This window comes from uncultured Virgibacillus sp. (assembly GCF_947495635.1).
GTDB classification, from domain to species: domain Bacteria; phylum Bacillota; class Bacilli; order Bacillales; family Amphibacillaceae; genus Virgibacillus; species Virgibacillus salarius.
Map to the genome: position 1 here is coordinate 1 of NZ_CANMAB010000058.1, position 25,519 is coordinate 25,519.

At 37.5% G+C, this 25,519-nt stretch carries 30 protein-coding genes and 3 pseudogenes; 19 read left to right on the forward strand and 14 right to left on the reverse strand.

Annotation, left to right across the window (positions count from 1 at the left end; all coding sequences use genetic code 11):
- Nucleotides 1–130 precede the first annotated feature (130 nt).
- Nucleotides 131–562, reverse strand: a complete 432-nt coding sequence (locus Q1A47_RS12885) for a pyridoxamine 5'-phosphate oxidase family protein (RefSeq protein ID WP_026679572.1) — start codon at nt 560–562, stop codon at nt 131–133.
- A gap of 313 nt (nt 563–875) precedes the next feature.
- Nucleotides 876–1,400: a DUF2254 family protein gene (locus Q1A47_RS12890; protein WP_166529925.1), complete on the reverse strand. Its 525-nt coding sequence runs from the start codon at nt 1,398–1,400 to the stop codon at nt 876–878.
- A 44-nt stretch (nt 1,401–1,444) separates the two neighbouring features.
- Here Q1A47_RS12890 and Q1A47_RS12895 point away from each other — a divergent pair, with 44 nt between their 5' ends.
- A complete protein-coding gene (locus Q1A47_RS12895) occupies nt 1,445–1,657 on the forward strand; it encodes a hypothetical protein (RefSeq protein ID WP_162986318.1) in 213 nt (70 codons plus the stop codon).
- A 111-nt stretch (nt 1,658–1,768) separates the two neighbouring features.
- On the opposite strand, the pseudogene Q1A47_RS12900 reads toward Q1A47_RS12895, so the two are convergent.
- The 8 genes and pseudogenes from Q1A47_RS12900 to Q1A47_RS12935 form a co-directional block, all read right to left on the reverse strand.
- Nucleotides 1,769–1,933, reverse strand: a pseudogene (locus Q1A47_RS12900) (PfkB family carbohydrate kinase); the annotation flags it as partial.
- Between the two features lie 125 nt (nt 1,934–2,058).
- On the reverse strand, nt 2,059–2,739 hold the full coding sequence (rpiA, locus tag Q1A47_RS12905) for a ribose-5-phosphate isomerase RpiA (RefSeq protein WP_281414390.1): 681 nt from the start codon (nt 2,737–2,739) through the stop codon (nt 2,059–2,061).
- A gap of 179 nt (nt 2,740–2,918) precedes the next feature.
- On the reverse strand, nt 2,919–3,548 hold the full coding sequence (locus Q1A47_RS12910; RefSeq protein ID WP_166529923.1) for a bifunctional 4-hydroxy-2-oxoglutarate aldolase/2-dehydro-3-deoxy-phosphogluconate aldolase: 630 nt from the start codon (nt 3,546–3,548) through the stop codon (nt 2,919–2,921).
- A 15-nt stretch (nt 3,549–3,563) separates the two neighbouring features.
- On the reverse strand, nt 3,564–3,716 hold the full coding sequence (locus Q1A47_RS12915) for a hypothetical protein (protein WP_299632344.1): 153 nt from the start codon (nt 3,714–3,716) through the stop codon (nt 3,564–3,566).
- Entirely contained in the window at nt 3,683–3,883 is a 201-nt protein-coding gene (locus Q1A47_RS12920; protein WP_226983570.1) for a hypothetical protein, read from the reverse strand. The genes Q1A47_RS12915 and Q1A47_RS12920 overlap by 34 nt, the downstream gene beginning before the upstream one ends.
- Nucleotides 3,799–4,059: a hypothetical protein gene (locus Q1A47_RS12925; RefSeq protein ID WP_246484554.1), complete on the reverse strand. Its 261-nt coding sequence runs from the start codon at nt 4,057–4,059 to the stop codon at nt 3,799–3,801. The genes Q1A47_RS12920 and Q1A47_RS12925 overlap by 85 nt, the downstream gene beginning before the upstream one ends.
- A gap of 12 nt (nt 4,060–4,071) precedes the next feature.
- A complete protein-coding gene (locus Q1A47_RS12930; RefSeq protein ID WP_166529922.1) occupies nt 4,072–5,076 on the reverse strand; it encodes a LacI family DNA-binding transcriptional regulator in 1,005 nt (334 codons plus the stop codon).
- 425 nt (nt 5,077–5,501) lie between these two features.
- Entirely contained in the window at nt 5,502–6,632 is a 1,131-nt protein-coding gene (locus Q1A47_RS12935; protein ID WP_121604065.1) for a hypothetical protein, read from the reverse strand.
- Nucleotides 6,633–6,994: 362 nt separating this feature from the next.
- Here Q1A47_RS12935 and Q1A47_RS12940 point away from each other — a divergent pair, with 362 nt between their 5' ends.
- The 13 genes and pseudogenes from Q1A47_RS12940 (at nt 6,995) to Q1A47_RS13000 (ending at nt 18,103) form a co-directional block, all read left to right on the forward strand.
- On the forward strand, nt 6,995–7,390 hold the full coding sequence (locus Q1A47_RS12940; RefSeq protein WP_026679564.1) for a hypothetical protein: 396 nt from the start codon (nt 6,995–6,997) through the stop codon (nt 7,388–7,390).
- Nucleotides 7,391–7,511: 121 nt separating this feature from the next.
- Nucleotides 7,512–7,672, forward strand: a pseudogene (locus Q1A47_RS12945) (IS256 family transposase); the annotation flags it as partial.
- Nucleotides 7,673–7,845: 173 nt separating this feature from the next.
- On the forward strand, nt 7,846–8,052 hold the full coding sequence (locus Q1A47_RS12950) for a DUF5316 family protein (protein ID WP_034678008.1): 207 nt from the start codon (nt 7,846–7,848) through the stop codon (nt 8,050–8,052).
- 39 nt (nt 8,053–8,091) lie between these two features.
- Complete coding sequence (locus tag Q1A47_RS12955) at nt 8,092–8,745, forward strand: lysoplasmalogenase (protein WP_166529921.1); 654 nt, start codon at nt 8,092–8,094, stop codon at nt 8,743–8,745.
- Nucleotides 8,746–8,781: 36 nt separating this feature from the next.
- A complete protein-coding gene (locus tag Q1A47_RS12960) occupies nt 8,782–9,912 on the forward strand; it encodes a glycerate kinase (RefSeq protein WP_026679562.1) in 1,131 nt (376 codons plus the stop codon).
- A gap of 123 nt (nt 9,913–10,035) precedes the next feature.
- A pseudogene (locus tag Q1A47_RS12965) lies at nt 10,036–10,388 on the forward strand (YxeA family protein).
- A gap of 280 nt (nt 10,389–10,668) precedes the next feature.
- A complete protein-coding gene (locus tag Q1A47_RS12970) occupies nt 10,669–11,151 on the forward strand; it encodes a PTS glucose transporter subunit IIA (RefSeq protein ID WP_166529920.1) in 483 nt (160 codons plus the stop codon).
- Nucleotides 11,152–11,194: 43 nt separating this feature from the next.
- Nucleotides 11,195–12,019, forward strand: coding sequence for a PRD domain-containing protein (locus Q1A47_RS12975; protein ID WP_026679559.1), 825 nt, complete (start codon nt 11,195–11,197; stop codon nt 12,017–12,019).
- A 77-nt stretch (nt 12,020–12,096) separates the two neighbouring features.
- Complete coding sequence (nagE, locus tag Q1A47_RS12980) at nt 12,097–13,548, forward strand: N-acetylglucosamine-specific PTS transporter subunit IIBC (RefSeq protein ID WP_026679558.1); 1,452 nt, start codon at nt 12,097–12,099, stop codon at nt 13,546–13,548.
- A gap of 587 nt (nt 13,549–14,135) precedes the next feature.
- Nucleotides 14,136–14,732 carry a TetR/AcrR family transcriptional regulator gene (locus tag Q1A47_RS12985; protein WP_026679557.1) on the forward strand — a complete coding sequence of 199 codons (597 nt, stop codon included), beginning with the start codon at nt 14,136–14,138 and terminating at the stop codon, nt 14,730–14,732.
- Nucleotides 14,733–14,848: 116 nt separating this feature from the next.
- Nucleotides 14,849–15,616: a sporulation protein gene (locus Q1A47_RS12990; RefSeq protein WP_121604068.1), complete on the forward strand. Its 768-nt coding sequence runs from the start codon at nt 14,849–14,851 to the stop codon at nt 15,614–15,616.
- Between the two features lie 295 nt (nt 15,617–15,911).
- A complete protein-coding gene (locus Q1A47_RS12995; protein ID WP_051388211.1) occupies nt 15,912–16,502 on the forward strand; it encodes an N-acetyltransferase in 591 nt (196 codons plus the stop codon).
- 251 nt (nt 16,503–16,753) lie between these two features.
- A complete protein-coding gene (locus Q1A47_RS13000; protein ID WP_026679554.1) occupies nt 16,754–18,103 on the forward strand; it encodes a sodium/glutamate symporter in 1,350 nt (449 codons plus the stop codon).
- Between the two features lie 442 nt (nt 18,104–18,545).
- Here the strand turns inward: Q1A47_RS13000 and Q1A47_RS13005 are convergent, their stop codons facing one another.
- From Q1A47_RS13005 to Q1A47_RS13020, 4 genes are all read right to left on the reverse strand, one after another.
- Nucleotides 18,546–18,914 (reverse strand): hypothetical protein, encoded by a 369-nt coding sequence (locus Q1A47_RS13005; protein WP_166529919.1) that lies wholly within the window; start codon nt 18,912–18,914, stop codon nt 18,546–18,548.
- Between the two features lie 20 nt (nt 18,915–18,934).
- On the reverse strand, nt 18,935–19,453 hold the full coding sequence (locus Q1A47_RS13010) for an acyl-CoA thioesterase (RefSeq protein WP_026679552.1): 519 nt from the start codon (nt 19,451–19,453) through the stop codon (nt 18,935–18,937).
- Nucleotides 19,454–19,896: 443 nt separating this feature from the next.
- Nucleotides 19,897–20,787 (reverse strand): LysR family transcriptional regulator, encoded by an 891-nt coding sequence (locus Q1A47_RS13015; RefSeq protein WP_166529918.1) that lies wholly within the window; start codon nt 20,785–20,787, stop codon nt 19,897–19,899.
- Nucleotides 20,788–20,864: 77 nt separating this feature from the next.
- Complete coding sequence (locus tag Q1A47_RS13020) at nt 20,865–21,155, reverse strand: hypothetical protein (RefSeq protein ID WP_026679550.1); 291 nt, start codon at nt 21,153–21,155, stop codon at nt 20,865–20,867.
- A gap of 179 nt (nt 21,156–21,334) precedes the next feature.
- On the opposite strand from Q1A47_RS13020, the gene Q1A47_RS13025 reads away from it, so the two are divergent.
- From Q1A47_RS13025 to Q1A47_RS13045, 5 genes are all read left to right on the forward strand, one after another.
- Entirely contained in the window at nt 21,335–21,982 is a 648-nt protein-coding gene (locus Q1A47_RS13025; protein ID WP_166529917.1) for a hypothetical protein, read from the forward strand.
- Nucleotides 21,979–22,722 (forward strand): cytochrome c biogenesis CcdA family protein, encoded by a 744-nt coding sequence (locus tag Q1A47_RS13030; protein ID WP_166529916.1) that lies wholly within the window; start codon nt 21,979–21,981, stop codon nt 22,720–22,722. Before Q1A47_RS13025 ends, Q1A47_RS13030 begins: the two co-directional genes overlap by 4 nt.
- A gap of 12 nt (nt 22,723–22,734) precedes the next feature.
- Complete coding sequence (locus Q1A47_RS13035; RefSeq protein WP_026679547.1) at nt 22,735–23,337, forward strand: TlpA disulfide reductase family protein; 603 nt, start codon at nt 22,735–22,737, stop codon at nt 23,335–23,337.
- 151 nt (nt 23,338–23,488) lie between these two features.
- Nucleotides 23,489–24,175: a response regulator transcription factor gene (locus Q1A47_RS13040; RefSeq protein ID WP_026679546.1), complete on the forward strand. Its 687-nt coding sequence runs from the start codon at nt 23,489–23,491 to the stop codon at nt 24,173–24,175.
- Nucleotides 24,159–25,247 carry a cell wall metabolism sensor histidine kinase WalK gene (locus Q1A47_RS13045; RefSeq protein WP_246484535.1) on the forward strand — a complete coding sequence of 363 codons (1,089 nt, stop codon included), beginning with the start codon at nt 24,159–24,161 and terminating at the stop codon, nt 25,245–25,247. The genes Q1A47_RS13040 and Q1A47_RS13045 overlap by 17 nt, the downstream gene beginning before the upstream one ends.
- Nucleotides 25,248–25,519 lie beyond the last annotated feature (272 nt).

Below are 25,519 nucleotides of genomic sequence, written 5' to 3' on the forward strand. Positions count from 1 at the left end.
CATCAAACATTTCAAAATAACTACTTGGCTTAACGCAGTCATTGCACTGATTTTATACTTTCTTAACTTATAAAAAAAAGACTTCGTAGCGTCCAAGAGAACGAGAAATTTAACAAATCCCAAACGCTTTTTATTCTGAATCTATTTCTAATTCTTTTGGACGTTCTCCTTTTTTATTCATCAAACGAATGTGTAACGGTTTAATCTCTAATATGGTTAGATTTGGATCGTCTGGTCCATCAAACCATACTTTCATTTGCTCATTCCAAATCTGCTTTTTTAGGTCAGGGGAATTATTAAAGGAAACCTTACCTTCGTATTCTACATAGGAATCACCGAATCCCTCACCGTCATAACCCAAAATAATATGCGTATATGGGTTTTCTTCTATATCTTCTGTCTTGTCTGTTTGCTTACTCGTTGGTGTATATAGAGATAGGTTTTCATGAAAAAAAGTCATATACCTTGAATGTGGCATCTTGTTTTTTACCGTTGCCATCGTACCAACAAAGCTGTTGTCTAAAATATGCTCAATATCTTGTTTTATTTTATGCTGACTCACACTTTTACACTCCTTTTTGTTTCTGCTATAGATATTATTCCTTAGTTACAAAATCTTAAACAGGGAGAAGATCAAATCTGTAATAGAACGGCAGAAAGAACTTCTCATTTACTTCGCATGTATGATAAAAACGTTATATTTCTGGCTAGCCCTTTAAATGAGATTGGATATATTCATACCCTTGTTTATTTCCAGTAATCTCAGCTAGTTTATATACATTTTTTAGCAACAACTTCCGGTCAAGCTCGAAAATAAATTCTGTATAAATATGATCTATTGTATTTCTTGCAAATTCCCATATCACTTGATGGTGTTATTCATTTATGGACTCAGCCAACCGTGCTAAAGCTGCGATTATATGGTTTTTTTGTGAATAGTGCCGAATAATTCCCAACCCTTGATAAAGATGATATTCAAAGTTATCAACACCTAGTAATAGACGTACCTGGTGATTATTATCCATTAAGTACGGCGAAAACGTGGTACGTTGTTCTAAATATAGCAGTAGGTCTGTTACTTGGTATATTGTATTGGAAGCTGTTTTTGGATCATCGTTACCAATTGATTTTATTGCTATCTCAGCAAGCTTATTTAATCCAAATTTCAAATCTTGAATCTCGGTTTCTTTGTGTCCAATACGAATAAGCTGTATATACTTTGATTCATCAATAGCTCCTGCACCAGGGCCCCAATAAGAAAAACTACCAACACGTACTTCCATCTTCAACAAAATGTTGTCTTTCTGTGCCTCCTCAATTAGTTCATTGAAAAGTATAAGTTGAACATAACCAGATAAAGGTGTTGATACAGTATGTAGTTCTTTTCTATATGTTTCCATTAGATTCCCTGGCTATTGCTGGAAGTGGGGGACTTACCAGTTATATGGATAAAAAAATAGCTGCCGATATATGCTCTCGGCAGCTTAAAAAGCCATTCAACGTCCCCTCGTTTTCTATACAACGAGAGATTGCACTACATTTCATGTTAGCTTCTTTTTACTTTGCAATAGCTAATGTATCCTTAATCGTAATATCGGAAGAGAAGGCCATGACTGTTGTGTTATCTGCATCAGCGTCAGATGCAAGCCCTGTCTAATACTTTCCAGCATCACAGGTTTTTATATCGCTAAAATTGTCTTATATTGAACTACCTTCACCTCACGCTTCATCGTCCAATACGCTCGACTTCACTTAGTCGTTGTTGCACTTATTCATAATATGGCACTCCTTCATTATCACCAATCAAGCCAACTACCATGGAACAAAACGTATTAGCAAAATGAAGCGTTCTAGCTAGTTCCCAGCCGTGCAACAGTCCATATAGTATACCTGCATTAAAGCCATCGCCTGCGCCAACCGGATCCACTACCTTTGAAGGACTTAAAGGTGTTTACAAATTTTATTGAACCTGTTGATCATGGATTGAAAACAATCATCGCCTCACCTAAGGTAATCACTTCATTCATGCTAATTCCTCCAAACGACTCTTCCATCTAATTATCCCCGGTGTCGTGTATCAATAATGCCGTTCTTAGCAGCAATAACCATATCTGTCATATTTACAAACAAACCAGTTTCTACAACACCTACCGTTTGTTTTAATTGCTCATGTAATTGTTCTGGTTGTTCGATAAGATCAAACTGGCAATCAAGAATATAATTATGGTTGTCAGAAATAAAAACGTCCTGATCACTTTTTCTTAGTTTTGGGTTACACCCAAATGCCGCGATTCTTTCCGCTGTCTTTTCCCAACCAAACGGGACAACTTCCACTGGCAATGGAAAACTCCCTAGATGTGTAACCATTTTTGAATAATCGACGATAATAATCAGCTTAGTGGCTGCTACATCGATAATTTTTTCCCGAACAAGTGAACCTCCCCCACCTTTTGTTAATTGCAATGAGCTATTGACCTCATCTGCGCCATCAATTGCTAGATCAATCTTAGTTGCTTTAGAATATCCAATTAATGGTATTCCAAGCTTTCTAGCAAGCTTTTCTGTTTTTACAGATGAAGGAATGCCTTTTACATCCATGCCTTCTTTAATTCTCTTTGCTAGTGCTTCCAACATATAATTTACCGTCGATCCAGACCCAAGTCCTATCGTCATCCCAGTCTGAATGTATTTGACTGCTGCTTCTGCTGCTAATTGTTTATCCTCAATTGAGCTACTCAATGGTAAATCACTCCTTTAACTAAACAAATTAGGTATAAAGTGAAACTTCCTTCCGTGGGAGGGTTGTTTATCTCCCACGGATGGTTAGTACCACAAGGTTATGACCTAAACGCCTTTGAACCAATCGGACATTTACTGCCAGTTATATGCGGGATAAACAACCCCTTCCAACGCTAAAGCTAGTACGCTGCTTTTCTACTATACTGTCTAGCTATTTCTGTTAATTGTTGATAATCCTCGGGACTTTTTAGCCGCTGAACGTTTACCAGGTTACTGCCTATGCCTACCGCCTTACTTCCTTTATCCAGATACACATTCATATTATCTAGTGTTATTCCCCCTGTAACCATTGCTTCTACATGCGGAAGTGGGCCAAGGATATTTTTAACATAATCGGGACCGAATGTATCAGCTGGAAAGATTTTAACCATCTTCGCCCCATGCTCATAGGCAGTAATAATTTCTGTGGGAGTTAACACACCAGGTATAGTAAGCAATCCATATCGATTCGTTAGTTTGAGCGTCTCTGTATTTAAGGTTGGCGATACAATGAATGCTGCACCAGCAAGCATTACTGTCCTTGCTGTTTCTGGATCAAGTACAGTTCCTGCTCCAATGCATACATCCTGTTTCATATGTTCTACTGCTTTCGCAATTACATTAGCTACATTAGGGGTTTCTGCTGTAATCTCAACAGCTTTCACCCCCCCTGCAGACAATGCTTTTAATATCGGTACAATGTTATCTTCGTTTGCTTTACGAATAACCGCTACAACTTTGGTATCTTTAATAATATCTATTGGATTCATTATTTTATCCCCTCTTTACTCTAAATTTGCGTGCCTTTGATTTAATTCTTTAATCTGATCCTTCGGTAGATGTTGCAATATATAAGCAATTACAGCATCTAGCAACAGATGAGCAGGTTGATCAAATTGACTACCTAACGGTTGAATAGTTGAAGGCTCGGGTGGCAACCTTTTTTAGTAGCAGCTGGAACCTTCACGACACATTGACTCAACGTTGCAATTGCCGATTGTTTATTTGTCGTAACCAAGGCTATTTTCGCTTCAATTGCTTTGGCCTTTTCGGCAAAGTACGTAAGCGTACCTGTGCTTCCGGATCCGGATAAAATAAGCAACAAATCATTCGCATCAAAAATATCTTACCAATGAAGCCAGATCGTCCTGTGTCAGCAACAAAAATTCGATTTGCTTTTTGGAGTTCTCCAGCTAAATTTATGCCTTCCTCTGTTTTTACACGGTGTAATCCTTCTGATACTTCCGATGCAATCGTATTAATCGTTCTTTTTATAAACATCCTTCCTTTCAGCTAGCATGATTCCCTGTCTATTAATTGAGGTGGAAAACGGTAAACCTGAGCTGCTGTTCCTTGATCTTCTTGATTTATTTGCTTAAAAAGCAATTGTGCAGCTTTTTTTCCCATTTTAAATGCAGGCTGGGAAATTGTCGTTAGCGTTGGATAATAGAACGAAGCAAACGATACATCATCAATCCCAATAATCGCCAAATCATTCGGAATATTCACATGATGATCCTTCGCGTATTGTAAAATCTCAAATAACACACGATCATTCAAAGCTAGCAGAGCCTCAGGTGGATCTGACAACGAAAGCATTTGTTGAATAATCATTTGCATGTCAGTAAATGCTCCACTTGCTAAATATTCTGGTTGAAATGATAGATTGTATTTTGCTAATGCTGTCTTATATCCTTGAATTCTTTCCAGTCTTGGTGTTACAGGCATATCTATCAGTGGAGAAATCATTCCTATTTTTTTATAACCAGCCTTAACAAATTGATCTACAGCTAATTCAGATGCTCGTTTATTATCTAATAAAACAGCATCCATATGAATTCCCGGCACTAGTCTATCCATAAATACGAAAGGATATCTTTCATCAAGCAGTCCTTGATATAACTCCATATTTTCTCCCGTAGGAAAAGCTATAATACCATCAACCTGCTTTGCACGAAGCATTTCAATATAGCGTTTTTCCTTTACAGGATCATCATCTGCATTACATACGATTACGTGAAAGTTTGATTCGTGACAAAAATCCTCAATTGCACGAATAACCTGTGTGGAAAAAACATGGAGAATATTTGCAACGATGACCCCAATTGTCTTTGTTGATTTCTGCTTTAAACTACGAGCAATAATATTTGGACGATAACCTAGTTCAGTAACAGCTGTCTCAATGCGCTTTTTCGTTTCTTCCCCCATATAGTCATATCGTTTATTTAAAAACTGAGATACCGTGCTTTTAGAAACATTAGCATGTGCTGCTACATCAGCAATTGTAATTTTTTTCATTTTATTCTCCTTATCCAATTACTAAATCGGTTTAGTAAATCGGTTTATTTCAAGTATAAATGAACTGAAAGCGGTTTACAAGATAAAATGAAACTTCCATCAGTAGGGAGCTTACTACCAGTTATATGCGGGATAAAAAGAGGTTGGGACAAAACACAACTTCTTTACTCAAAATACGAATGATCAAGTTATCACGCCGCACCGTGAAAATATACGCTCTTTCCGTGGGAACGGCCTCAGTTAACTCGGTAAGAACACGTTACCACGTGGATCTTCGGACTCGTGCAGTTCCCGCCGGAGTCTCGCTTATTTCAGGTGCTAAATGAATGATTCTGATCAAAAAACGAACGATAATTAATTCAAACTAATTATCGTTCGTTTTTATTGTTTCTTCATTCTTTTGTCTCAGTCTCGCTTAGCAAATATTAATTTCTATGAATAACGTTTTTTTCGGATACCTTTCCAAACGTTTTCACTATGATTGGGGTTAACCATTCCATGCTATATTCAAGTAAATCCTTCAAATCATTAAATGTGTGTATATCTGCAAAGCTGATTTGAACAACAGCACGACTTGTGTGAAGCTTGTCCACATGCATTTGCGGTAAGATTTCTTTCTCCTCACTTACCAACTGATGCATCCAATCGCGTATCTCATTAACTTCTGGAAACTTCCGCTTAGAATTCGCTTGATAGTACACATAGATTAAAAAAGCAATTTCTCCATTTTGCTCAAAAGGATGTAACAAATCAAGCACACATTCAAGGTATACATGACCATATTCAATTACCCATTCTGGTTTTGCAATTCGTGCAATCGCCTTAAATTCTTCCGCTCCCTGTAAAGCATCCATTTCAATTACATCTTGTTCAGCAACGTTTATTTGACAAATTAATTTTTTAAACAATAAATGACGCTGTTGCTCATCCAGATCCGGATTTGCCAATAATGTAATAGCATGCTCTTCCAGACTCATATCAGCCACATAATAGAAGCGTTCAAGCATCTCCTGAAAGTTAAGAAATAGCTGCTTCAGTGATTCGTTTGTAAACAAGTTAGCCCATATATCCTGTAAAAAAGTTCGATAATCAACGATATGAATATTTTTAACTTGGTCCTTACCAAAAGGGTCTAACGTTAAAATGACATAATCCACGAAAACAGTAGTATGATCAACACCAAGCTTCGTACAAAGGTTTTCTAAAGCGGTATCCGTTTGAAGGCATTCTGTATGTTTACCATTTTCATCAGGGTTTAGTATATTTTCAATAACGACAATATGGTTAATCTGATTATCTTCTACTACTAAAAGCACAAGATCAATGATACCCATACTTTTTCCGAGTGCCATTCTCGAACGAGCTCGTACTTCGGTGTTAGCGTTTATCTCAACATGTAATGTACTGAAATCTCGGAGAAATTGAAGTGCAAATTCTGAGGAGTAGTTGATAAAAGTAGCAAACATATTAGCGATGACATCTTTTTGATAAAAACAGTTAAGCGCGTCAAAAATATTTAAGGAATTTGTGTTAGCAGCATCTAGAGTATGTTTCACAAATCGTACCTCACTTCTATTAAATTCACGTAGGAATAATTTACCACGTAATTAGTTTAATAGAATGAACGAAGAAAGGAAACAAAAAATACTTCAAATAAGCAAAATATTAAGTAGAAAATACAAACGTTTCATTCAAATTAATGTAGGACCCTGATAAGTTCATCTATGCTTCTCCAATAACTACCTCGTTAACGGTTATTTTATCCCACATATAACTGATTAAAGTTTCAATTTATTGTTTTTAGTCATGAATGACTAGAAGCATTCATAGGTATAAATGAAAACTCTATTTAGCAGAGAACATGTTCATCTTTCTCAGAAAAGAATCGAAACAAATGAATGTAAGGTGGGGGCTAATAATGAATGAGACGATAGGAGTTACAGAAGAAGAGATTAAACGTTTTTATGTTTTACACGACCAGAAAAAAGAAATCGAACAAGAGTTACATCAATTAAAGAAGAAGTTCCACCAATTTCTTGATGGATCCATTGGTAAAGAACGTAAAGGAGAAATTATACGTGGTGACTATCAGGTACATCGCCAAATCCGTTCCTCTAGCAATTATATGCCTGAAGTAACTGTGCAAAAACTAGACGACTTAAATTTGAGTGATTTTATTATTACTGAGAAACGACCAGATACAGAGAAGCTTGAAGCAGCAATAAAGTTGGGGTTTGTAGACGCAGCTACTTTTGAAGATTGTAAGAATACCAAAGTAACTCAAGCGATCGTTGTCAAAGAAGTAAAACAGTAAAGAAGAGCTTTTACATTTACAATGGGAGTGTAATATTAACTGTGTAAGTAAGAAATGCGTACGGTTTCTTATTTACACAATTTTTTATTTGGTAGAATAACAAGGTAAAAGAGTGTTTTAAATGGGTAAACCTAAAAGAGATCCTAACTTAAAATTAGCTAACAAGATTATGGAACAGTATCAACCTGAAACGGTAAAAGATGTGCAAATGCATTAAAAAACATATTTGAGCCTATGTTTGAGACGATGTCAAATGGCGAAATGGACCATCACTTAGGTTACTCTTCAATGAATCTTAGTTATTTTGATCAATCCCATTTCAGCCAAGATTTCAAAAGTCGGAAAGACTTCAGATAACCTATCTGGAAAGAAACAAACGCTAGGAGTAATACCCCATTTGAGAATAATCGAATACATTAGCTTCACAAAGAACAAAACGAAGGGCGGTTAATCCTATGCTTACAATTCTAGCTGGAATTGGCTTAGTAGGAATAGTTATTTCAGGAATCTTCTTAGGAGTTTTTACGAGCGGACAGCAGCAACGAGCTAATTACCATTCAGAAACAAGAGAACATTATGCGTTCCGTACAAAAATTGGGCTCTATTGTGGCAGTATTGGTTTAGTTTTCCTCGGAATTGCTGGGTTAATATGGTATTTTTAAAGTAGCGAAAACGCATTTCTAAGAAAAGTTGGTGATCGTATGTATGCAAATCAATTACCCATCCTGATTTTTATCATGAGTATACTGTATATCTTTATCATTCCTTCTGAACCAGAGAACTTTAAGCTTTTCTTTAAATTGATTCCCATAATTTTAATCATTATATATGCGTTAAAACAAATGCCTCGTCAGCAAACAAAAACACATTGGCTTATTCTTATGGGTCTCATTTTTTGTTCAATCGGAGACGGAACCTTACAATGGTTTGTCGTTGGTCTTACTGCATTTTTAATCGGACATCTATTCTATTTAGCTGGTTTTTCTTTACAATGGAAATTTTCCATTATTCGAGCTGCTAGCATCATCCCGCTAATTATCTATGGATTATTCATGGGAAATGCATTAATTCATGCAATCATTACCTCAGGAAATCAATCGCTCATTATCCCTGTCATTTTTTATATTGTAGCCATTTCCTTTATGGCTTGGCTCGCAATAATGACTGGGAACCGATTTGCGATTGCAGGTAGTATCTTATTTGTTATATCTGATTCCATCCTGTCTTGGAATATGTTTATATCACCAGTTGTCTATTCACATGTACTTATTATGACAACCTATTATGCTGCACAATTTTTAATAGCACATAGCCTTAGCAGCTTGTCTAGCAAACAGAGTCGGCTTGTTTGGTAAGGCACCGAATTATGCTACCTTATAAAGGAGGATATCATGCACATTCTACTTGCTCCTGACTCTTTCAAAGGAAGCTTAACATCGTTAGAAGCAGCAACAATTATGAAGCAGGCTATCCTTTCTATTGATAACGAGGCTACCGTTACACTAAAGCCAATGGCAGACGGTGGTGAAGGTACAGTTGACGTCATTCTTGCTTCTACAACTGGACAAAAAATAAACGTAACCTGTACAGGTCCTTTAGGTGAAACCATCCATACCTATTACGCCATCCTCCAAGACCATACAGCTATTATTGAAATTGCCAATATTGCTGGTCTTGTTCAAGTTCCAAAGCCTAAAAGAAATCCAGAGAACACCACCTCTTTCGGACTTGGTGAAGTGATAAAGGATGCACTCGATCGCGGATGTAGCTCCCTTATTATCGGCCTAGGAGGAAGTGCAACAAACGATGGTGGGCTTGGTTGTTTGCAAGCTTTAGGCATGAAAGCATGGAAGCAAGATGGTAGTCAAGCTGACGTGTTTGGAAAAGACCTTTTAGACATTGATCATATATCATTTGCGGACATCGACCCTAGATTAGAGGAGGTTACAATCCATGTGGCTTGTGATGTCGATAATCCATTAATCGGTCAGCAGGGTGCGAGTTCCATTTACGGCCCACAAAAGGGTGCTACTGAACAGCAGGTGACTCTATTTGACGAAGCACTTGCAGCTTATGCATCCTTGCTTGCAGTGAACCGAGGTAAGGATTTCTCTAATAACAGAGGTTCAGGGGCCGCTGGTGGACTAGGTTTCGCTCTATTAACAATTGGTGCAAGACTAACTTCTGGGGCAGCCCTTATTGCTGAGGCTACACAATTACATCAAGCAATGAAACAGGCCGATTTCATAATTACTGGTGAGGGGCAGAGTGATGAACAAACATTATCCGGAAAAGCTCCAGGTTATATTGTCGAGCTAGCGAATACGTTGCACGTCCCTGCGCTATTAATTTCTGGAGCACTATCAGGAGACCTCACGGCGCTGCGTAAGCAATTCCATGGTTGTTTTTCGATCGTTAATCGACCATTGTCTGTTGAGGAAAGTATGGAGCAGGCACAACGATTACTATACGACCAAACCATTAACATATTCCAATTAATTCGTGCAATCATAAAAAACTAATGTATCGACTATGCTCTTCCCCTACCTTTCAAAACTGTAAGCTGCTTGTAAGGTAGATCCAACGAAGAAGAACAGCTCTCCGTGATAGTATTTAGTCAACAGGAATGGAGAGGATGCACTAAAATGAAAAAATTATTTTTTATAATCATATTTATTAGTACAATTATTGTGACTGGATTAGCCATCATGCTCTTATTTTCGAATGAAATTACAGATCGCTTTAATCCACTAGTACCCAAAGAAGAAATCTATGTACAAGTAAATAAAGATGGACATGCAAAAAGTCCAGGAGGTTATGATTATACATTGATCGGATATAATGCAAGGGGAAGCAAAAACAAGTTACTTTCTATGCTAGTGGTGAACTACAAAAAGATGCATACTTACGCGTTTATGCAAAAGGGAAGTATATTGAAACATGGGAAGAAGTCAGCCATAATGACATACCTAAAAAAGCAAAAGCACATTTTTCCTAAGATAAAAACAAAAAGTCATACAACAACTTGAAGTTGCTTTTTAAATAGGATAATGTTACTATATGCTTAACAAATAAATATGTATCACATGTTACTGATACGATCAGGCATGGTGGTATGATAGAGCAACCTTAGGTTCTCTGTATACTGCCATGCCTTTTTAAATTGAAAAACACATGATGTATTCTTGATTTTAGGACAGACTAAGGTTTACTTACCTGCTCCCTTTTTATAAAAATATCTATCAAACATGAGAATCAAACAGAAAGGTGTACTGTTTATGTTTAAAAAAATGTTTAAAAAATCAAACGAACAACAAATTTTCGCTCCAATAAATGGTAAAAATGTTGCTTTAGAGAAGGTTCCTGATCCAGTATTTAGTCAAAAAATGATGGGCGAAGGGATAGCAATTATACCTCAAGATGGTAACGTCATTTCACCTGTCAATGGAAAAGTGGTACAAATACCTGAAACAAAACATGCGATTGGATTACTTGCCGATGATGGTACAGAAATCTTAATCCATGTCGGATTAGAAACGGTAGGTTTAAAAGGTGAAGGCTTCAAGGTACAGGTGAACACCGGAGATACCGTAAAAGTCGGCCAACCGCTATTGGAGGTTGATTTAGATTATATCAAACAGCATGCAGCGGATATCATCACACCAATTATAATTACGAATAGCAAAGAACTAGATAAACATTTTACATTCACGAAAGAAGCAAGCAGTAAAGCAGGTGAAACAATAATTATCACTATTTAAGCCTAATAAAGCTGTTAACTGAAAGAATAGGAGGTGACTTCCGGTGAGAATCACAAAAATATTGAATAACAATGCAGTAATTGTGACCGATGGGAAGCAAGAGAAAATCGCCATCGGTGCAGGAGTTGCCTTCAATAAGAAGAGAAAGGATATTATCAGCCAAGAAAAGGTTGAAAAACTCTTTGTCTTAAAGGAAAACGAAAAGCTACAAGAATTGATTCTGCGCATCCCGGAAGAACACCTTATGCTTTCAGAAGAGATTATTGATTATGCAGAAGAGCAGCTGGGCACTAAATTAAACGAGCATATACTTTTAGCACTTACGGATCACCTATCGTTTGCAATTGAAAGAGAGCAGCAAGGGATACACCTAAAGAACAAGCTGTTACAAGAAATTAAAATTATGTACAAGCAAGAATTCGAAATTGGGGTTTGGGCGATTCAACATATAAAGGATAAGTTAGAGGTTGAAATGCCCTTAGATGAAGCAGCTTTTATCGCGCTTCACATACATACAATGAAAATTCAGGGAGGTGATTTACACGAAACTGTAAGACAAACAGCAATTGTTAAAGATATGGTGGAAACCATCAAACAGGATTTGAACATCACATTTAATGAAGATGACTTGGCCTATGAGCGGTTGATGACACACCTTCGCTTTGCGCTAAATCGTGTATACCAATACGAGGTACATTCAATGGATGAAGAAATGCTAGAGATGATTAAAAGAAAGTTTAAACGCTCGTATCAATGTTCCGTACATGTTGCCAAGAAGTTGTCTTCCGCTCATGGAATAGATTTACCACCAGAGGAATTGGGGTACATTACACTGCATATTGAACGCTTAAAAAAATATCAATACTGACTCCGTCTTTATATAATACTAATTTTGATAGCGTATTCAACTGCAATGCTTCAATAAAACGTATAGGAGGAATTCTTATGATGAAATATTTACAACGACTCGGTCGTTCATTAATGCTGCCAGTAGCAGTGCTACCAGCTGCAGCCATCTTGATGGGGATCGGATATTGGATTGACCCATCTGGCTGGGGGGAAGGAAATGCAATTGCAGCCTTCTTGATTAAAGCTGGTTCTGCCATTATTGATAATATTCCGATTCTCTTTGCTATTGGTGTAGCGTTAGGAATGTCGAAGGATAAGGACGGTTCTGCTGCATTAAGTGGACTTGTGGGTTATCTAGTTGTCACTACATTACTTTCAACAGATACCGTCGCTTTATTACAGGGCATCGAAGCAGAAAATGTTAATGCTGCGTTTGGAAGTATCGCAAATGCCTTTATCGGTATGCTTTCAGGTGTCATCGCCGCTAGTATGTACAACCGGTTTAGTCATGTACAGCTACCGGATGCATTGGCATTCTTCAGTGGCAAACGGCTTGCGCCAATTATGACATCCTTTGCGATGATTATCGTAGCAGGTGTGTTATTCTTTGTTTGGCCAGTCATCTATTCTGGATTAGTATCCTTTGCCGAGTCCATTAGTCAATTAGGAGCTGCAGGTGCTGGCTTGTATGGATTTTTCAACCGACTATTAATTCCAACTGGATTACATCATGCGCTGAACTCCGTATTCTGGTTTGATGTTGCTGGAATTAACGATATCGGAAACTTCTGGTCTGGTGAAGGTGAAAAAGGGGTAACTGGTATGTATCAAGCTGGTTTCTTCCCTATCATGATGTTTGGTTTACCAGCAGCAGCACTTGCTATGTACCATACGGCTAAAACTAAACGTAAAAAACAAGCTGCATCACTACTACTGGCAGCTGGATTCGCAGCTTTCTTTACAGGTGTAACAGAGCCACTCGAATTCTCATTCATGTTTTTGGCTCCAGCATTGTATTTTGTTCACGCAATACTAACAGGACTTTCCTTAGCTATCGCAGCATTTTTCAATTGGACTGCAGGGTTCGGTTTTAGCGCAGGTTTTGTTGATTTATTTCTAAGCTCTCGCCTACCTTTAGCCAATCAGCCGTATATGCTAATCGTCCAAGGGTTAGTATTCGCCTTGATCTATTATGTTCTCTTCCGTTTCTTAATCAAGAAGTTTGATATGAAAACACCTGGACGTGAAGATGATCAGGATCTGGAAGACGAACAAGCTACAGAAGAAGTTCCAGCAGATCAAAAATTCACTGCAATGGCCGCTCAAATATATGAAGGACTTGGTGGAGATGCCAATGTTACATCGGTAGATAATTGTGTAACTCGCTTACGAGTAGAGGTTAATGATATGAATAAAGTGAATCAAGATAAAATTAAAGCTACTGGTGTTCCTGGAATTAATGTTGTAGGTACGCATAGCATTCAAGTAATTGTTGGTACGAATGTCCAATTTGTCGCTGATGAGGTAGCAAAAATCCGCGGAAAATAAGCAGGAATAAGAAAAAAGCGCAAGCGTCCGATTAGAAAAATGTATCGACGTTACGAGTCAAAGGGGATAAAGGAATCACGATGTGTTAGTGAGCCAATGATGACTTATCTTCGTACGATTCTGAAGACGCCTAGTTTCTGGGCGTTGGAGCTGGACGCGGCTCAACACGCCATATTTATCCATATGGGCTAACTGTAAAAAGAGGCTGAGACAAAAGAATAAAGAAACAATAAAAACGAAAAGATAATTAATTTGAATTAATTATCTTTTCGTTTTTTGATCAGAATCATTCATTTAGCACCTGAAATAAGCGAGACTCCGGTGGGAACAGCACGAGTCCGAAGATTCACTTGGTAACGTGTTTTTCTTTACCAAGTTAGCTGAGGCCGTGCCCACGGAAAGAGCATATATTTTCACGGTGCGGCGATGATGCTCCTATTGATAACGTAATTATTCGTATTTTGAGTACAGAAGTTGTGTTTTGTCCTAGCCTCTTTTCATTACAAGAATATTTCCCTATACGCGTAACTTTGATAAGATAAATTTAAAGAAAGTGTATAAAGGTATCTAAAGGGGAACTGATATGAATGGCTCCATTAAATGAGGATCAATTATCACAGATTCGAAATGAACGAAAAGACCAAATTATGCGAGCAGCTTTAACGGTATTTGCTGAAAATGGAGTAAAGCTGACAAAGGTTGGAATGATTGCAAAAGAAGCAGGAATTAGCCATGGCTTACTTTATCATTATTTCCACTCCAAAGATGAAGTTCTTTATCAAAGTCTTAAATGGGCAATGCAAGGAACTGACGAACTGTTTAAAGAAATTCAAACCCTTCAACTATCTCCATTGGGAAAAATAAAACATTTTACAAGGATTGCTATTGAAGAGGGGAATAGTGATATCTTCCGAGTCATTCAACATATTACAAAGAGCAGCTATCCTATACCAGCACAAATCCACGAATTAATCGAATCATCTGGAAATAGCTATTTTAAAGAGCTACTTCCTTTATTTATAGAAGCACAGAAGCAGGGAGAGATGATTGCAAATGATCCTCAAGAACTTCTTGATCTGTACTTAACGGTTATATCTGGAATAATTGTCGAGGATCTTCCTTGGATACAGAAAGATACAGAGAAAAAGGTTGATCTCATCTTACGAATGTTAACCGTACGATAGATTCTCCTTTAATTAATAGTGATCTTTCCTTAGGCTCCATTTTGATAAAACGCTTACAATCCAGGGGATTTTGACGTATAATTTTTACTAATGACATATGGAGGGAATGAAGATAAATGTTTAAAAAGCTGTTGAATTCTGTTGGTATCGGTAGTGCAAAAATTGATACGAAATTATCAAAAACAGAATTTGTTCCTGGCGAGGCTTTAGAAGGTGTTTTAGAGATTGAAGGGGGCAATAATGAACAAGAAATTGACGCAATCTACTTAAAGCTAATGGGTTCTTATACATACGAATATGGCGAAGAAGATAAAGAGGCTGAGAGCTCTGTACTATTACAAAAGTATGAATTAGGTAATCATTTTACTATTGAGCCTAATGAATCTAAAACGATTCCTTTTCATTTTGAGTTGCCTGCCGATATTCCAGCAACATTAGGGAAAACAAAGGTATGGATCGAAACAGGTCTGGATATTAAAAAGGCAATCGATCCAAGCGATCGTGACTATATCAAGGTATACCCCCATCCGCTTGTCGATGCATTTTTACGAGCTGCAAACAGCCTTGGATTCAAATTGAAAGAAGTAACTTGTGAAAATGCACCACGTCAGCTACGGAAACGATTACCTATCATGCAAGAATATGAATTTAAAGCATATCAGGGTAAGTTCAGAGGAAAATTAGACGAGATAGAAGCCATATTCTTCGTATCTGAATCTGATGTTGAGGTTATTTTAGAGATTGATAGAAAAGCAAGAGGGGTTGGCGGCTTTCTTTCAGAAGTTCTAGAAATGGATGAAAGTAGAGTTGGCCTACGCTATGGGCCAGACGATATAGATAATCTTTCTGACGATCTAGAAGAGATTATTAACCAACACAGCTAGCTCCATTGTTAATGTTAGGATAAAGAATAAAGTGAAACTTCCATCCTTTGGGGGTTTTATTTCTCTCCACAGATGATTAGTACCACAAGGATATGACCTAAAGGCCCGTGAACCAATCGGGCATTTACTGGCAGTTTATACCCATTTACCAATACCTTGATGTGAAGTCTTACTGCCAGTTATATGCGGGATAAACTAGCCTACTTGATTTCAAAAACACATTGACATTGAGTAGGCTTCCCTTTAAGCTTATATTGACTGATTAAGTCAATCAAAAACAAAGTGAGGGAAATTAATGATGGAAGTTAAGCAAGCATGTAAGTTAGAGAAATCTGTTAAAAGAGCAATTAGTTCTATATTTGTTGATGGATTTGGCGAGCATCTCACCTTCTTCTCTAAGGATAGAGAAACATTAATTACTGCCCTTGAGCACATGTTTGTAACAGAGGTTTTTTATGTAGCTATTATCGATGGAGAAATTGCTGGAATAACCGCATGTACAGACGGTCATGCTCTATCCGTTCACCCCATTAAGCAAAAGCTAAGAAAGCATTTAGGTTTCTATAAGGGCACCTTTGCCTACTATGTTTTTAAACGGGAATTTAAAAAGCCTCCAATTGAAACTGGCCCGGGTAAGGCATCTATAGAATTCGTAGCTACCGCTCCTCAGTATCGGGGAAAGGGCGTTGCTAGAGATATGATAGAGCAATTGCTTGCTCTTCCTACTTTTACAGAATATATATTAGAAGTAGCCGACACCAATACGAAAGCGATGAACCTCTACACGAAGTTAGGTTTCAAGGAATTTACCAGGAAGAAGCAATCATTTAGCAAAATAAGCGGGATAAATTATCGTGTTTATATGAAATATACGACAAAAAATTAGCATCTCCATTTAAATCGTAAGTCCCCCCTTTCTTCCTTTCCTAACTAAAGAGAGAATCTTTTCATATATCCCATTTGTAGTAAAATTAAGTATTTAATAGAAATCCTGTACGAAAAGATTCCTTGTGGTATAATAAACTGTCTGTCAACAAACTTCCTCACTCTTAAACACATTCGCTTTCAGTGACGAGCCACATTTATCAAGTACCAAACTTCATCTAACAATTTCATAATGGGGGGTAATATATAGAAATGACTAATTTTACAATTTGGGCATTAATGATTGATATTAGTATTATTTCAGGATTGTTATTAATTGGAACCATTCTACGCGCAAAAGTGAAATGGATACAAGCTTTATTTCTACCTGCTAGTATGATTGCTGGCTTTATTGGACTTGCCTTCGGACCAAGTGGAGTGAATGTATTACCTTTTTCTGATCAATTCAGCACATATCCTGGGCTGTTAATTGCGGTTATCTTTGCTGCTATTCCTATTGGTGCAGCCAAAGTTAACATAGGAGACGTATTTCATCGCGTTCGTAACATGTTCTCTTATTCCATGATACTCACGCTTTCCATGTGGGGAGCAGGAGCGTTATTCGGCTTGCTTATCCTCGTGCCTCTTTTCTCAAATTTACCTAGTGGATTTGGTCTTATCTTAGGCGCTGGCTTTCTAGGGGGACACGGAACAGCCGCGGCCATAGGCGAAGGGTTTGCACATTACGGGTGGGAAGAAGCAATGGACCTAGGAATGACTTCAGCAACCATTGGAATATTAGTCGCTGTATTAGGTGGATTGTTTTTAATTAAACGCAGTACGGAAAAAGGACAAACACAATTTATTACAAGCTTCAAAGACTTACCGGACGAGCTTAGGTCAGGACTAATGCCTAAAAACAAACGGTATCATATGGGACAAGAAACCGTATCTTCTAGTTCTATCGATCCGTTTGTTCTACACTTGGCAATTATAGCTTTTGTCATTGGTGTTGCTTATTGGCTTACGAATATGCTAACTGCTTTCATTCCTTCTGTATCTATTCCATTATTCAGTGTTGCTTTTGTGTTAGGACTTATTTTCCAATCCATTAGCAGAAGGATACATGCAGATGATTATATAGATCAACGTGTCATGGAACGTATTGGTGGAACTGCTACTGATTTCCTTGTCGCAATTGGTATTGCTTCCATAAATATTACAGTAGTGATCGACTATGCTGTACCGCTTATTCTTTTGTTTGTGTTTGGGATCCTTTGGGCATACTTTTTATTCCGCTTTATTGGTCCAAACATATTTCAAGAATACTGGTTGGAAAAGTCATTATTTGGCTGGGGATGGAGCACGGGGACAGTAGCTATGGGACTAGCGCTTTTGCGAATTGTTGACCCAGAGCTGAAGAGTAAAACGCCAGAAGATTATGCATTAGCTTATATTGGTGTTGCTCCTGTAGATATTATTATTGTTACGTTTACACCAATTCTATTCTCTCTTGGATTTACTTGGATTATTCCAGTTGTACTCTTACTCATTTCTGCACTTATAGTCGCTATATATAAATATACAGGTCTATGGGGCAAAAACCATAAACAACAGATGTAAAAGAACAGAAGCTGGGACAAAACACAACTTTTTTACGCAAGTTATCAATAGGAGTATCATCGCTGCACCGAAAATATACGCGCTTTCCCCGGGCACGGCCACAGCTAACTGGGTAAAGAAAAACACGTTACCAAGTGGATCTTTGGACTCGTGCTATTCCCGCCGGAGTCTCGCTTATTTCAGGTACTAAATGAATAATTCTGATCAAAAAACGAACGATAATTAATTTCAACTAATCATCGTTCGTTGTTTCTTAATTCTTTTGTCTCAGCTCATGCCTTGTTTATACAGCGATTATACAAAACTTTGTAGAAAAGAACCATGTGCAGCCACTAGAATGAGTGGGGGGGATCACACAAGGCTGATCCTTGCCCACAGAAGAGAAGTATACTCTCATTGCACAGGAATAGCGTTTCCTTTTAGAACAGCCCCTTGCTTACCCTTATACTACTTTTGGGCCAACTAATGACATTGGTTTTTTTCCAAGTACCAAACCACTTAAATTGCTATAGCCAATTTGCTTGTAAGCATGTAATAGCTGTTTAAGATCATTTACCCGTTGATCTTCTTTTAATTTTTCAATTTCCGTATTATATACATTTAGTATATATTCATCCTGAACAGCCGGCCTGAATTTCTTTGCATCTTCATCCATAATAAGGCAGCCCATGTATTGAAAGTTAAATTGCAACTGTCTTGTTAATTGAATGACATGCACGAAACGCTGATATACAGCTGGTTTATCTTCTTTGAATTTAGCAATGGCCTGCTTTGCATGTAATAAATCTTGATAGCTAGATGTGATAATCATGAAGTCTTCTCCCCTTTCGCTTACTCATCCCAAGGCTTTTTAACCGAAAGCTTGGCCACAAGGTCTTTGTTTTGTTGCCTTTTCAACTTACGTATCTTAGCTCGTTCTTCACCAGTTGAATAGAGAAATTGCTCCTCTTCAGATTCGGGAATAATGGCTGGAACGTCAATTGGCTTTTTATTTTCATCTAAGGCAACGAACGTTAAAAATGCTGTAGCTGCAATTCTTCGTTCTGCTGTAATCATGTCTTCTGCAATTACCTTACAGAAAATTTCCATAGAGCTTTTACCCGTATAAGAAACAAAAGATTCGATACATACCGAATCACTTTGACGTATTGGTGAAATAAAATTAACGGAGTCCGTCGAAGCTGTCACACACTCCTTCACACGAGAGTGTCTTCGTGCAGATAGCGTAGCACATGCATCCAGCTTCTTCATAAGCACTCCGCCAAACAATGTATGATAGTTGTTTAAATCATTTATCAAAACTTGATCATTTTGAATGATACGTGTTTCTTTACTCTTCTTAGCTTGCATATATAAATCACCTTATCTATTAATTTCAGGGTCGGCTCTCACCTCACCACTAATCCATTATAAACCCCTACACTTTGGTACGTACAATGCCATTAATGTTGATGTACCATAACAAAATGTTATGTAAAGGCTTAACTTGTGAAATGTATGTCCTTCATTAGTCAAGAGGTAAGCGCAAGATGTGGGTTTCTATTTAGATGAAGAAAAAAAGCGCAAGCGCCCGATAGAAACGTAGCAATTGAAGCGAGTCAAGGGAGATAAAGGCATCACGGTGACCTTACGAGCCGATGATGACTTAGATTAGGGCATTCGTGAAGTCGCCTAGTTCTCTGTTTAGCTGGACGCAGCTCTCAACACGCCTATTATTTATCCACAGGCTCAAATTTAAAATTTCCTAAACTATAAAAAAAGCTTGCAGAGAAATAGAATCTCTACAAGCTCATTCATGATTCATTACGTAATAGCTTTTCTTTGGCGAAGCGTATAAACTCTTCCATCACCTGAGGAAGCTGTCTATCTCTTTTCCAGATCAAAGCAAGATCCCACACAATTGTAGGATTTTCCACAGCTATTGCTTTAACATCATTAGTCAGTTCTGTACTGGTGCTCTCTGGTAATAAAGTAATCCCGACATTGGAAGCTACCATCTCCTCCATAAAATCTAATTGAGAAGTTTCCGATATAATGTACGGTTCAAAGCCTGCATCTTCACATGCAGTAACGATGCTATCTCTTAATGAAAAGTCTTTATTAAACATAATAAACGATTCATGCTTCAAATCTAGTAAGCGAACCTGTTGTTTAACAGCAAGCGGGTGACCAGATGGAACAACCACTTTTAAACCTTCTTTTATAAACGAATAATGATAAAATTCGTCATGTGTAGTCGGTAGCACAACAACACCAAAATCAAGCTTATCATGAAGGACCTTCTCTTCGATTCGTTTAGATCCATCCTCATCTAATTGAAAGGTTATTTCTGGATATTCTTCATGAAACGAAGCGATTAACTGTGAAAAGAAAAAAGAATTCGTTATCGAAGGTAATCCAATACGCATATGCCCCTTTTTAAGTTGTTGTACTTGATCTAGATCTAACATCATCGCTTGATATTGCTCAACAAAATTTTGGGCATGCTCGTACAAAACGCGGCCTGCTTCCGTTAATGACAATTGCTTCCTCGAGCGTATGAATAATGAAACACCAAGTTCTTCTTCCAGAGATTTGATGATTCTGCTAATAGCAGGCTGAGTTATATATAATGTAGTGGCAGCCTGCGTAAAACTGCCTGCTCTTGTGACTTCAATAAAGTATTGTAGATGCTTAATCTCCACTACCTTGTTCCGCTCCCTATTTGAGAATCATTTACGTGCTCATGTCATTTTAACATAATACACTATGGAATTACTCATTATTGACTCGATTTAAAATGCTCTTTAAATGCTGAAAGGAATGCTTCCGGTGAGGACTTCACTGTATAGGTATATACCCCGCGTAATGTATGCAGATATAGAATGCCGCCTTGGTTGGCAATTTCTCGATAAGAAAAGTCCATAACATCCTTTATTGGAAATTCTCGATTTTGTGTGACAACGCGATCATGGTATAAATAAATCACCCGCTGATGTTCTATATCTATTTGCTCCACACTGGTCACTTTTCGTTCTATTTTTATATATGGATGCTTTGCTATCAAATACATTCCGTCCTCCTAAAATAAGGCTTAGATGTTTTTATCGTAACATATTTACTATTTCCCAAGCTTCTATAAACCATCATACCAAAAGTTTAAATTAATTTTTTTGTATCCTTACTTTCATCAAACTTTCACAAACCTACGTTATCATGTAAATACTTGAAATTTTATGGAGGCCAAGGATTATGCCGTCAGCAACAGTTCTTACAACAATTTCAATACATGTAATTAGTATGAGTGTTGGATTTATTGCCTATTTTCTTAGCAGTAATTTACCTATAGCAGAGCGAAAGCAAGTATCGCAACAAATGATATCTTATTTAGTGAATTTTGTAATCTTTATTTGGATAGGGAAAATAGTTCTGAACCTCTCCTTAATTATTTCTGATCCAATTGCTGTCTTAGCATATCCGAGTAATGCACAAGCATTTTATTTCGCACTGTTTCTACTAGCAATACAGCTATGGTATAAAGCAAAACGTAGCGAAGTTGACATAGAAATACTATTGTACTGCTATGTCCCTGTATTACTCGTAGCATCATTCATGTATCAATTTATCGAAATCATTTGGAAAAATAATACACTTGCTTGGGGGGACTTTATTCTCTTACTCATTCTGCTACTTACATTTCTGCTTTTACGCGATCGATTAAGGAAATCCACCCTATTGCTTTGTATGGTCTGGGTCTGGGCAATTGGAAAATTAAGTATAACGTGGATAATGCCATTCACAACCATATTTGGCTATATGATCCACCCATTCTTTTTCATTACCGTCGGGCTTATATTTAGCATTTTATTCGTATTCAAAAGAAAGAAGGTGTCTGAATGATGCAAGCTGCAGATCTTACTATTTGGCTAGCTCTAGGTGCGGGAATGCTTTCATTTCTCTCACCTTGTACATTACCTATATTTCCAGCTTATCTTTCCTATATAACTGGGATGAGTGTAAAAGAATTAGAAAATAACAACAACATAAAAATTAGAAGTAAGCTCCTAGTTCACGCTATTTTCTTTCTTATAGGAGTGTCCTTGATTTTCATCGGCCTCGGTGTAGGTGTGTCCTTCCTCGGTCAATGGATTCAAGGAATTTTAGCAGGAGAATCCGGTCAACTCATTCAACGTATAGCTGGAATTTTTATTATTATCATGGGTTTATTTGTAGCTGGTTGGCTAAAAATTACCTCCTTCATGAAAGAAAAACGATTTCGCTTTACCAAGAAACCGGTAGGATATGCAGGAACTGTTTTTGTTGGAATGGGCTTCGCTGCAGGATGGACGCCTTGTATCGGACCTATATTCGCTTCCATCTTAGTAGTCGCTGCAGCGAATCCAACACAAGGAGCTTGGTACACGCTTTTTTATGTCATTGGTTTTTCCCTACCATTTTTGATTTTAACGTTTTTCCTTGGGTCAACAAGGTGGATTGTCCGATATAGTGACAAGATCATGAAAGTTGGAGGAACCATTATGATTCTCATGGGAGTACTCTTGTTTACTGGACAAATGCCTAGAATATCAGCCTTTTTATTAAAGCTTGTTCAAGATACATGGTTAACCAATTTAGGCTAAGGAGGGATTTTAATGAAGAAAACTATACTTATCGTCGTAATTCTAGCAATGTTTTCTTGGGCACTCTATGATTTTGTTTTTTCATCAAATCAAACCGTTCAAGAGGATGAAGAGACTTCCGTTGAAAAGAATACCATTACTTCGGAGGTAAAAGATAATCCAGACGAAGAAAAAGCGGCGAATACCGATAAGGAAGGTCTAAATATTGGCAATATGGCGCCGGATTTCAAATTGCAAACACTAGACGGTGAAACCGTTCAACTTTCTGATTTCCGGGGAAAACGGGTCATGATTAATTTCTGGGCAACATGGTGCCCACCATGTCGTGCTGAGATGCCTGATATGCAGAAATTCCATGAGAAAAAGGATATTGTTATTTTAGCTATTAATTTAACCGAAACTGAAAGTAATCTTCTTGATGTTAAACGTTTTGTAAAAGATTTTGAACTTACCTTTCCTATTTTAAAGGATGAAAAAACGACGGTTGCAAATCAATATCAAATACAGCCAATACCTACCTCGTACATGGTTGACTCCAAGGGACGCATTCAATACAAAGCCTTCGGAGCAATGAACTATGATTTAATGGTGCAGGAATTTGAGAAAATGCAATAAATGATACTTTTTTCTACTTACTTTATAGCATAGCTTTTTTCAGCAAGGATTGTTTACCATTTGAAGAAAGAGCGAAACATTGAATAAGAATGCAGTACATTATATTCTTTTTCTGCAAATTACGGTAAACTAACGCATGGGTGGTGAAAATATGAAGCAAACAATTATGGTTGTTGAAGATGATAAAATGATTCGAAAACTTATTCGATTATATTTAGAGAAGCACCGTTATGAAGTCATTGAAGCAGTGGATGGAGATGAAGCAAAATCCTTATTCTTAGCACACCATCCATGCTTAATCATCCTTGATTTAATGCTGCCAAAGGTAAGTGGTGAAGCTTTCTGTAATTGGGTTCGAAAGCAAGTAAATGGTGAAGTATCCATTATTATGTTATCGGCAAAAGCGACAGTAGAAGATAAAATTACTGGCTTAAATATTGGTGCAGATGACTATATAACCAAACCCTTCGATCCTAATGAGCTTATCGCCCACGTTGAAGCAGTTTTACGCCGCACCAGCCATTTTTGTCAAAAAATCGTTAGTGATGGGCTCTGTATAAAGCCTCGTAAAGGCGAAGTGCTTCTTTATGATCAGCAGATTAAGTTAACAAAGCATGAATTTAACCTGCTCCATTATTTTATGCAAAACCCAAATTTTGTTTTATCACGGGAGCAGCTTGTTTCGCAAATCTATCCGAATGCTGAGCAAATGGTAATGGAAAGGACAATCGATGCACATATTAAAAAGCTTCGCGAAAAAATAGAAAGAGAGCCTGGCAAGCCACAGCGCATTCAAACCATAAGAGGAATGGGGTATAAGTTTGTCACATCTACGTAAGAAAATAACCAATATCCTACCTGAGAGCTTCTTATGGCGATTAACGATATTACATTTTCTCGTCATTGTAGTTGCCATGATTATTAGTGGCTGGGCGTTATATCATACTGCCTGCTTCTTAGCAGCAGGAGTTGGTAATTTAAACGAACAGCGACAAGAACAATTCAATCAAACATTATTAAATTATGTATGGTTGTTTATTATCATCTCTATTATTGCTGGTACTATCGTTTATTTTTATCTAACTAGACGACTACTAAAGCCCGTTCGTAGTTTAATGCATGCTACAGAACTATTAAAAAGAGGGGAGTATCCAGAAGCAATTACCGTGTCCAGAAAAGACGAAATTGGACAATTAGTGGAGCAGTATAATGAATTGATTGAAAAACTAACGAAAAATGAGGTAGAACGTAAAAAGCTTGTTTCCGATATATCTCATGAATTCCGAACGCCTCTTTCCAATCTGAACGGCTATTTACTTGCTTTAAAATCTGGCGATATAACAGGTGATGAGCAATTATTTGCAGCACTTTATCAAGAATCCAAGCGTCTAACTTCTATGCTCGAACAGTTTGATCAATTAAAAAAGTGGGACTATACTACATCGCAAACACCGTACCATAAAGAAAAAACCGCCATTCATACACTAATCCAACAATGTATTGCTATGTTTAATTGGACGTTAAAGCAGGAAAAGATAGCAATTGATGTACAACTAGAGGAATCTAGCTTATCCTTACACCCAGAAGGAATTCAACAAGTAGTTAGCAATCTGCTGGATAACGCAATCCGATATTATCAGGGTACTGGAGCTATATATATATCAGGCAAAGTAAAGCAATACCAATATATTATTTCCATTACAGGTCCAAGTGAAAACATACCTCAAATGGAGCAAGAAAAGCTTTTTGAACGATTCTATCGGCTAGATTCTTCACGAAGCAGGGAAACGGGTGGAGCGGGCTTAGGTCTTGCTATTACAAAAGAAATCATCGATCAACATGACGGAAGCATTACTATTCGTTCTTCCGACAACCAAAATACCTTCAACGTTTACTTACCAATAAAGTGAAACTTCAATCAGTGGGAGGGGTTATCACCCCACTGATTGTTAGTACCACTAGGGTATGACCTAAAGGCCTTTGAAACAATCGGACATTTACTGGCAGTTGCCTCCTCACTAACCCATCCTTGGTTTCACTTAAATGTTTGAAGAGGGGGCTTACTGCCAGTTATATGCGAGATAAAGACAGCGTATTTCTTCATTAGAAAAACGGAGCAAAATTCGCTCAGTCCTTATCACTAAATGCTCAGATTTACGCTTCCTCTAGTAGCTATTATGGA